The sequence below is a fragment of the Nostocoides vanveenii genome, assembly GCF_039531165.1.
In the GTDB taxonomy this organism is placed as follows: domain Bacteria; phylum Actinomycetota; class Actinomycetes; order Actinomycetales; family Dermatophilaceae; genus Nostocoides_A; species Nostocoides_A vanveenii.
Genome location: NZ_BAAAPN010000042.1, coordinates 1 through 6,179 on the forward strand (window position 1 = coordinate 1; position 6,179 = coordinate 6,179).

Consider the following 6,179-nt stretch of genomic DNA (forward strand, 5'->3'; position numbering starts at 1 on the left):
GGACCGGTCGACCCGGTACTTGTCCGCCGCCTCGCGCTGCGTGGCCTGCCCGGACAGCACCGACACCCACAGCTCGTACTTCTCGCTCGGCGGCAGATGCCGCCTCGGCTTCCTCGCCGCGGCACTCCCGCCGCTCGTGCTGCTCACCTTCGGATTCGACACCTGCACCGACCTCCCGGTCGCTCAGGCACGCCGTTCCCTGGCCGGGTATTCCCCGGTCAGACCGGACACGATCTCAGACGCATAGCACTGGCGGCCGATCAGGTGGGCGGGGACGGAGTACTTGTTCATGCGGACGCTGACTTGGGCGTAGCGGTCGACGCGGGGGTTGAACCAGCGTCCGGTTTCGAAATGGTCTTCGGGAAGCGATGCCAGGTGGGGCTGCTCGATGGCGAAGTACTCGCCGATGGTGTGGGGTCGTGATCCGATGCGGCGTTGCTCGTCTTCGACGTCCCACGCGTCGATCATCGCGTTCAGCTCCGCGATGGAGTCGACCTCGGGGAGCGGGACCAGGTGGTTGCGGCGGTACCACCCGATCTGGCCTTCGACCCCGCCCTTCTCGTGCGCGCCTTGGATGCCGGGCTGGCAGTAGAACGCGTCGAAGCCGTAGTGGGAGCGGAACGCGGTCCAGCGTTCTGCCTCTTCCCGCAGGCGGGAGAATCCGATCACCTGGTCCACGGCCGATTTCAGGTTGTCGTAGCGGATCTTGCCGACCGGGATGCCGCCCAGCACCCGGAAGGCGTGAGTGTGGCCTTCGAAGAAGGCCTCTTGGCCGCCGGTGGCAGCGATCCGGTGGGCGGCTTTGCCCGAGTATGAAAGCCGGAGACAGAACAGGGTGAGCTTGGTCAGCTCACCCCGCAGTTTCACGTGCACGTCACCAAAGTCGACCTCGGCTTCCATCGCGGGCAGATGCGTCTGCGGGACGAACGCATCACTGGGCGATCGGCCGGCCTCGCGCAGGATCTGAGGCTTCCGGGTCGCGACGTAGCGGCGCAGCGTGTCGTAGGAGACCCCGCTCATGCCCTGCTCCTTCACCAACCGGTCGAAGAGCCGGGTCACGGTGTGACGTTGCTTTCTGGGCGCGGTCAGGTCGTTGCGCAGCACCTCGTCGATCCACGACGAGTGATCGTCAATCTTCGACCCGCGCTTCGGGTAGGGCTTGCGCGGTGACGGCCACGCATTGGCCAACGCTTGCTTGACCGTCTTCTGGCCAACGTTGTACTTCTGAGTCAGGGCACGCTGGGACATGCCTCGGTGAGCATCCCGCCTGATCGCGGCATACAACTCAACCTTGGACACGCCAGACACCAGCGACTCCTCGTGGAGCACAGGACCCGGCCGGACGCAAGGCCCTGGGTGACGCCAAATTTCATCAACAAGAGAACCGCTTCCAACAAGGTGACGTCAAGATTCGTGCCGATCCAACACCCAGATTCATGCCTCTAGCCACCTCGGTGAACGTCGCCTTCCCGCAGAGCGATTCGCCGCAACGCCACCGCTTCTTCACCCACCACACCGTCACCTGCCCGTCGAAAGGCACATCCCGAACCCGCTGCATGGTGCGCTGATCCACCCGGGCTGTGACCACCCCACACGACGGGCAGCCCGCCTCGCTGACCAGGGTCTCGATGAACACCTCCCGCCCACCACGCTCGTCGCGGGTAACTGCCAGCACGCGGTACTCGGGCANCGGATGCATAGACACCACCCAGCCTGCTACAGAGCCACGAGCCCTCACATCAGGACCACATCACGCGGAAAATCGAAGACCCCCTATGACCCCACACTCAATGGCGAAGAGCCGTCAATCCCGACGATCGCAACCCGCTGACCAGCACAAACGCCACCCGCTCACCGGAAATCGTCGGCCGTGGCACGAGTCAGGACTAACGAAATGACCGAACTCAGGTCCGAGGGCCGAGGCGTTGTAGCGGCGGCGCGTCAGCCGGTCACGCTGCGCGTGGTCGGGGCGAGGGCGGCCCCGCGGGGCGGGCGGATGCCGCGGTCGCTCGGTCCGCGCATGACCACCACGCTGCGCGGTTGCACGTCCACGACGCTCCCGGCCCGGCGCGGACGACGGCTGACCACAGGCGCTCCGGTGTCGATTTCGGTCGTCCAGGCCGCGCCATAGGCCTTGCCGGGCAAGGTGAAGGGCAGCGCCTCGTGGTGGGCGTTGAAGATCAGCAGGAAGTTGTCGCCCCGGATGACCTGCCCGCGGTTGTCGGGCTCGGGAATAGCCTGCCCATTGAGGAAGACCATGATCGAGCGCGCATACCCATTGCGCCAATCGCCCTCGTTCATCTGCTCACCGGCCGGCGTGAACCAGGAGATGTCATGGACATCGCTTTCACCGCCGTGGTCGGCGCTGCCGGCGAAGAATCGGCGCCGCCGGAAAACCGGGTTCTCGCGGCGCAACTCGACCAGCCGGCGGGTGAACTCCAGCAGGTCGGTCTCTTCCTCGGTCAGGTCCCAGTCGACCCAGGTCAACTCGTTGTCCTGGCAATAGGTGTTGTTGTTGCCCTGTTGGGTGCGACCGAGTTCATCCCCGTGGGCAATCATCGGCACGCCTTGACTGAGCAAGAGCGTGGCGAGAAAGTTCTTCTGCTGGCGGATGCGCAATTCGCGAATCGCGGAATCATCGGTTGGGCCCTCGGCGCCGCAATTCCAGGATCGGTTGTGACTCTCGCCGTCACGATTGTCCTCACCATTGGCCAGATTGTGCTTCTCGTTGTAGGACACGAGGTCGCGCAAGGTGAAGCCGTCATGGGCGATGACGAAATTGATCGACGCGAAGGGCTTGCGGCTGGAGTGCTCATAGAGATCGGAGCTGCCCGTGATGCGGGACGCGAACTCGCCGATGGTCGAGGGCTCACCCCGCCAGAAGTCGCGCACCGTATCCCGGTATTTCCCATTCCATTCGGTCCACAGCGGCGGGAAGTTGCCGACCTGATAGCCACCCTCTCCGATATCCCACGGCTCGGCGATCAACTTGACCTGGCTGACGATCGGGTCCTGCTGGACCAGGTCGAAGAAGGCCGAGAGCCGATCGACCTCGTGGAACTGCCGGGCCAAGGTCGCGGCGAGGTCGAAGCGGAAGCCGTCGATGTGCATCTCGGTGACCCAGTAGCGCAGCGAGTCCATGATCAGTTGGAGCACGTGCGGGTTGCGCATGAGCAACGAGTTGCCGGTGCCCGTGGTGTCGTAATAGTGGGCGAGATTGCTCTGCACCAGCCGGTAATACGCCGCGTTATCGATGCCGCGGAAACACAGGGTCGGACCGAGGTGGTTGCCCTCCGCGGTGTGGTTGTACACCACATCGAGAATCACTTCGATGCCTGCCTCATGCAGGGCCTTGACCATGGCCTTGAACTCCAGGACCTGCTCCCCTCGGGTGCCAAAGGCGGCATACCCATTGTGCGGGGCAAAGAAGCCGATGGTGTTGTAGCCCCAATAGTTCGCCAGGCCCTTTTCCTGGAGATGGAAATCGTTGACGAACTGATGCACCGGCATGAGCTCGATCGCGGTCACACCGAGATCGACCAGATGCGAGGTGATCGCCGGGTGGGCGATTGCGGCATACGTCCCGCGGATCTCTTCGGGGATATCGGGATGCAGCATCGTCATGCCCTTGACGTGCGCTTCGTAGATCACGCTGTTGTGGTACTCATGGCGCGGCGGGCGATCCTGTCCCCAGTCGAAAAAGGGATTGACGACGACCGAATAGAGCGTATGCCCGAGGCTGTCCAGACCGTTGCGATCCCCAGTCCCTCGCGCAGTGTCGGTCAGGGGGTAACTGAAGAGCGACGGGTCCCCGTCCATGTGCCCGTCGATGGCGCGGGCATACGGGTCGAGGAGGAATTTGTCGGGGTCGCAGCGGTGCCCTCGCTCGGGGTCGTACGGCCCGTGGACGCGGAAACCGTAACGCTGGCCGGGCTGAATGCCGGGCACATACCCGTGCCAGACGAAGCCGTCGACCTCGGGCAGTGCGAACCGCTCCTCGCGGCCCTCGTCATCGACGAGGCACAGTTCGACGCCATTCGCGACCTCGGAGAAGACTGCGAAATTCACCCCCGAACCGTCGTAGGTGGCCCCGAGCGGGTAGGGCTTGCCGGGCCAGAGAATCATGCATTCCTCGCACGCGTAGGCTGGGTTGAATAGCCGCCAACCTAGCCGATGAGCGCCGCTGACGGCGACATCGATCATGAAGGAGTCGAACGTGAGTTCTAGTTCCCGCGTCGCCGTGGTTACCGGGGCCGCCCGTGGCATCGGCGCCGCTACCGCGAAGAGACTGGCCGCCGATGGCTATGCCGTTGCCGTCCTCGACCTCGATGAATCCGCTTGCGCCGCAACCGTTTCCGCGATCCTGGAGGCTGACGGCGAGGCACTTGCGGTCGGCGTCGACGTCTCGGACGAGGCCCAGGTCGAGGCAGCCGTGGCCCGGATCGCTGCCGAACTCGGCCCGCCGGTGGTGCTTGTCAACAACGCCGGCATCATCCGCGACAACCTGATCTTCAAGATGACGACGGCCGACTGGGACGCCGTCATCGGCGTGCACCTGCGCGGCGCGTTCTTGATGACCCGGGCTTGCCAGAAGTTCATGGGCGAGCAGAAGTTCGGCCGGATCGTCAACCTCTCCTCCTCGTCGGCGCAGGGCAATCGCGGCCAGGCCAACTACTCCGCGGCCAAGGCCGGCCTGCAGGGGTTCACCAAGACACTGGCCATCGAACTGGGTCGCTTCGGCGTTACCGCGAACGCTGTCGCCCCCGGCTTCATCCAGACCGATATGACGGCCGCCACCGCCGAACGCATCGGTATGCCGTTCGACGACTTCATCGCCGCGGCCGCCAAGGCGATCCCGGTCCAGCGCGTCGGCCAGCCCGATGACATCGCCGCGACGATCTCATTCCTGTGCAGCGAGGGCGCCGGCTTCGTCTCCGGCCAGGTCATCTACGTCGCCGGCGGCCCGCTGGACTGAAACCTGGCCTCTCGAGTGTGCGATTTCTGGCTATGGAGTGGACAGCCCAAGGCTCGTCCACTCGATAGCCAGAAATCGCCTACGCGACGCAGGGAGCCTACGTATCGGTGGGGTCAGTCAGCGACCAAGCGCCAGGATCGAGCGTTCTCCACTCGTACTCGTACCCACCGCGAAGAGTCGTCCGCGGGCTAGCGCATACCCGCACGTGGAGACTCCGACGGGGATGCGGCGGAGCAGCCTTCCTGACGCGACCTCCAGCACCGGAATCTCGGGGGAGTCGTCGGCCACGAAGGCCAGGCCGCCACCCGTGGCGAGTCCGCCATCGGTCGGGGTCATGGCCCGAGACCACAACCTGCGACCGGTGGCCCGGTCCAAACCGGTGACGCCGTTTGCGCTCGCGACGACGAGCACGCGGTCGGTCAACGCGAGGCGATAAACCGCCCCGGGGACCCGTGCGGACCACCTTTCGGCCCCCGTCGACTGCTCGAGGGCCCGCACGCGTCCGCCGCCGTCGTGACTTCCGACATAGAGGGCACCGGTCTCGTCGGCGACCGATAGGCGGTACTCCGTGTCGCCGTAGAGCTCGGTGTGGATTTGCCGTTGCGAGATCGCTCGTCCAGTCGTGCGATCCACCGCGGCCACCAGCGCATTGCAGGCCCGCGTCAGGAATATCCGCGAGCCGTAGACCGTGGCTGTGCTGTTCGGCCGATCCCCGATGTCTGTGCCATGGCGTTGATCGGTCCACACCCACCGTAGGGCACCGGTAGCCAGGTCGTGGGCATACAGCGTGCGACATCGCTTCCGGCAATGGCAGGGTCGCAACTTGCTCCGGGGTTCCACTTGGCCCACAGCAGAGCCCCGGAGGACGCATTGCGCGCCGTGATGCGGCGGCCATCCACGGCGGTAACCACGATCCCATGGGCGTAGGCGGGAGTCCTGCTGCTGGCCGGGCCTTCGCTTGTCCAGGCGATCGTTCCGTTCGCGGCATCGAGTCGCATCGGCGTCGGTGCGTGGGCGTAGACCGCCGGGCCGACCGAAATCAACCCACTTCCCAGCCAGCCCGTGGCGTGGCGACCTGCCAACGCACGCCGATCCCCGACACTGTCAAGGGCCAGTAGGAACTGCCCAGTGGCGGTCATGAGACCTGCCCGCTGACGGTCATGAGAACTGCCCGGTGGTGGCCATGGGATCTGCCCATGGGGGC

5 protein-coding genes are annotated in these 6,179 nt (G+C 65.2%); 1 reads left to right on the forward strand and 4 read right to left on the reverse strand.

What is annotated here, in order from left to right:
• Nucleotides 1-183: 183 nt before the first annotated feature.
• The 3 genes from istA to glgX all read right to left on the reverse strand — a co-directional run bounded on the left by istA (nt 184) and on the right by glgX (nt 4,125).
• The gene (gene istA, locus ABD209_RS08105; protein ID WP_344064566.1) at nt 184-1,299 is read right to left on the reverse strand and encodes an IS21 family transposase; all 1,116 of its coding nucleotides are present in this window, start codon (nt 1,297-1,299) and stop codon (nt 184-186) included.
• A 73-nt stretch (nt 1,300-1,372) separates the two neighbouring features.
• Complete coding sequence (locus ABD209_RS19810) at nt 1,373-1,699, reverse strand: transposase family protein (protein WP_425564619.1); 327 nt, start codon at nt 1,697-1,699, stop codon at nt 1,373-1,375.
• 242 nt (nt 1,700-1,941) lie between these two features.
• Entirely contained in the window at nt 1,942-4,125 is a 2,184-nt protein-coding gene (gene glgX / locus ABD209_RS08110) for a glycogen debranching protein GlgX (RefSeq protein ID WP_344064569.1), read from the reverse strand.
• A gap of 76 nt (nt 4,126-4,201) precedes the next feature.
• Here glgX and fabG point away from each other — a divergent pair, with 76 nt between their 5' ends.
• A complete protein-coding gene (gene fabG / locus ABD209_RS08115) occupies nt 4,202-4,975 on the forward strand; it encodes a 3-oxoacyl-ACP reductase FabG (RefSeq protein WP_344064572.1) in 774 nt (257 codons plus the stop codon).
• A gap of 117 nt (nt 4,976-5,092) precedes the next feature.
• On the opposite strand, the gene ABD209_RS08120 is transcribed toward fabG, so the two are convergent.
• Nucleotides 5,093-5,824: an outer membrane protein assembly factor BamB family protein gene (locus ABD209_RS08120; protein WP_344064576.1), complete on the reverse strand. Its 732-nt coding sequence runs from the start codon at nt 5,822-5,824 to the stop codon at nt 5,093-5,095.
• Nucleotides 5,825-6,179: the final 355 nt, after the last annotated feature.

Bases quoted from the DNA above. Each gene is read 5' to 3' on its own strand.
- fabG (WP_344064572.1), top strand. From the start codon at position 4,202: ATGAAGGAGTCGAACGTGAGTTCTAGTTCCCGCGTCGCCGTGGTTACC.
- glgX (WP_344064569.1), bottom strand. From the start codon at position 4,125: ATGATTCTCTGGCCCGGCAAGCCCTACCCGCTCGGGGCCACCTACGAC.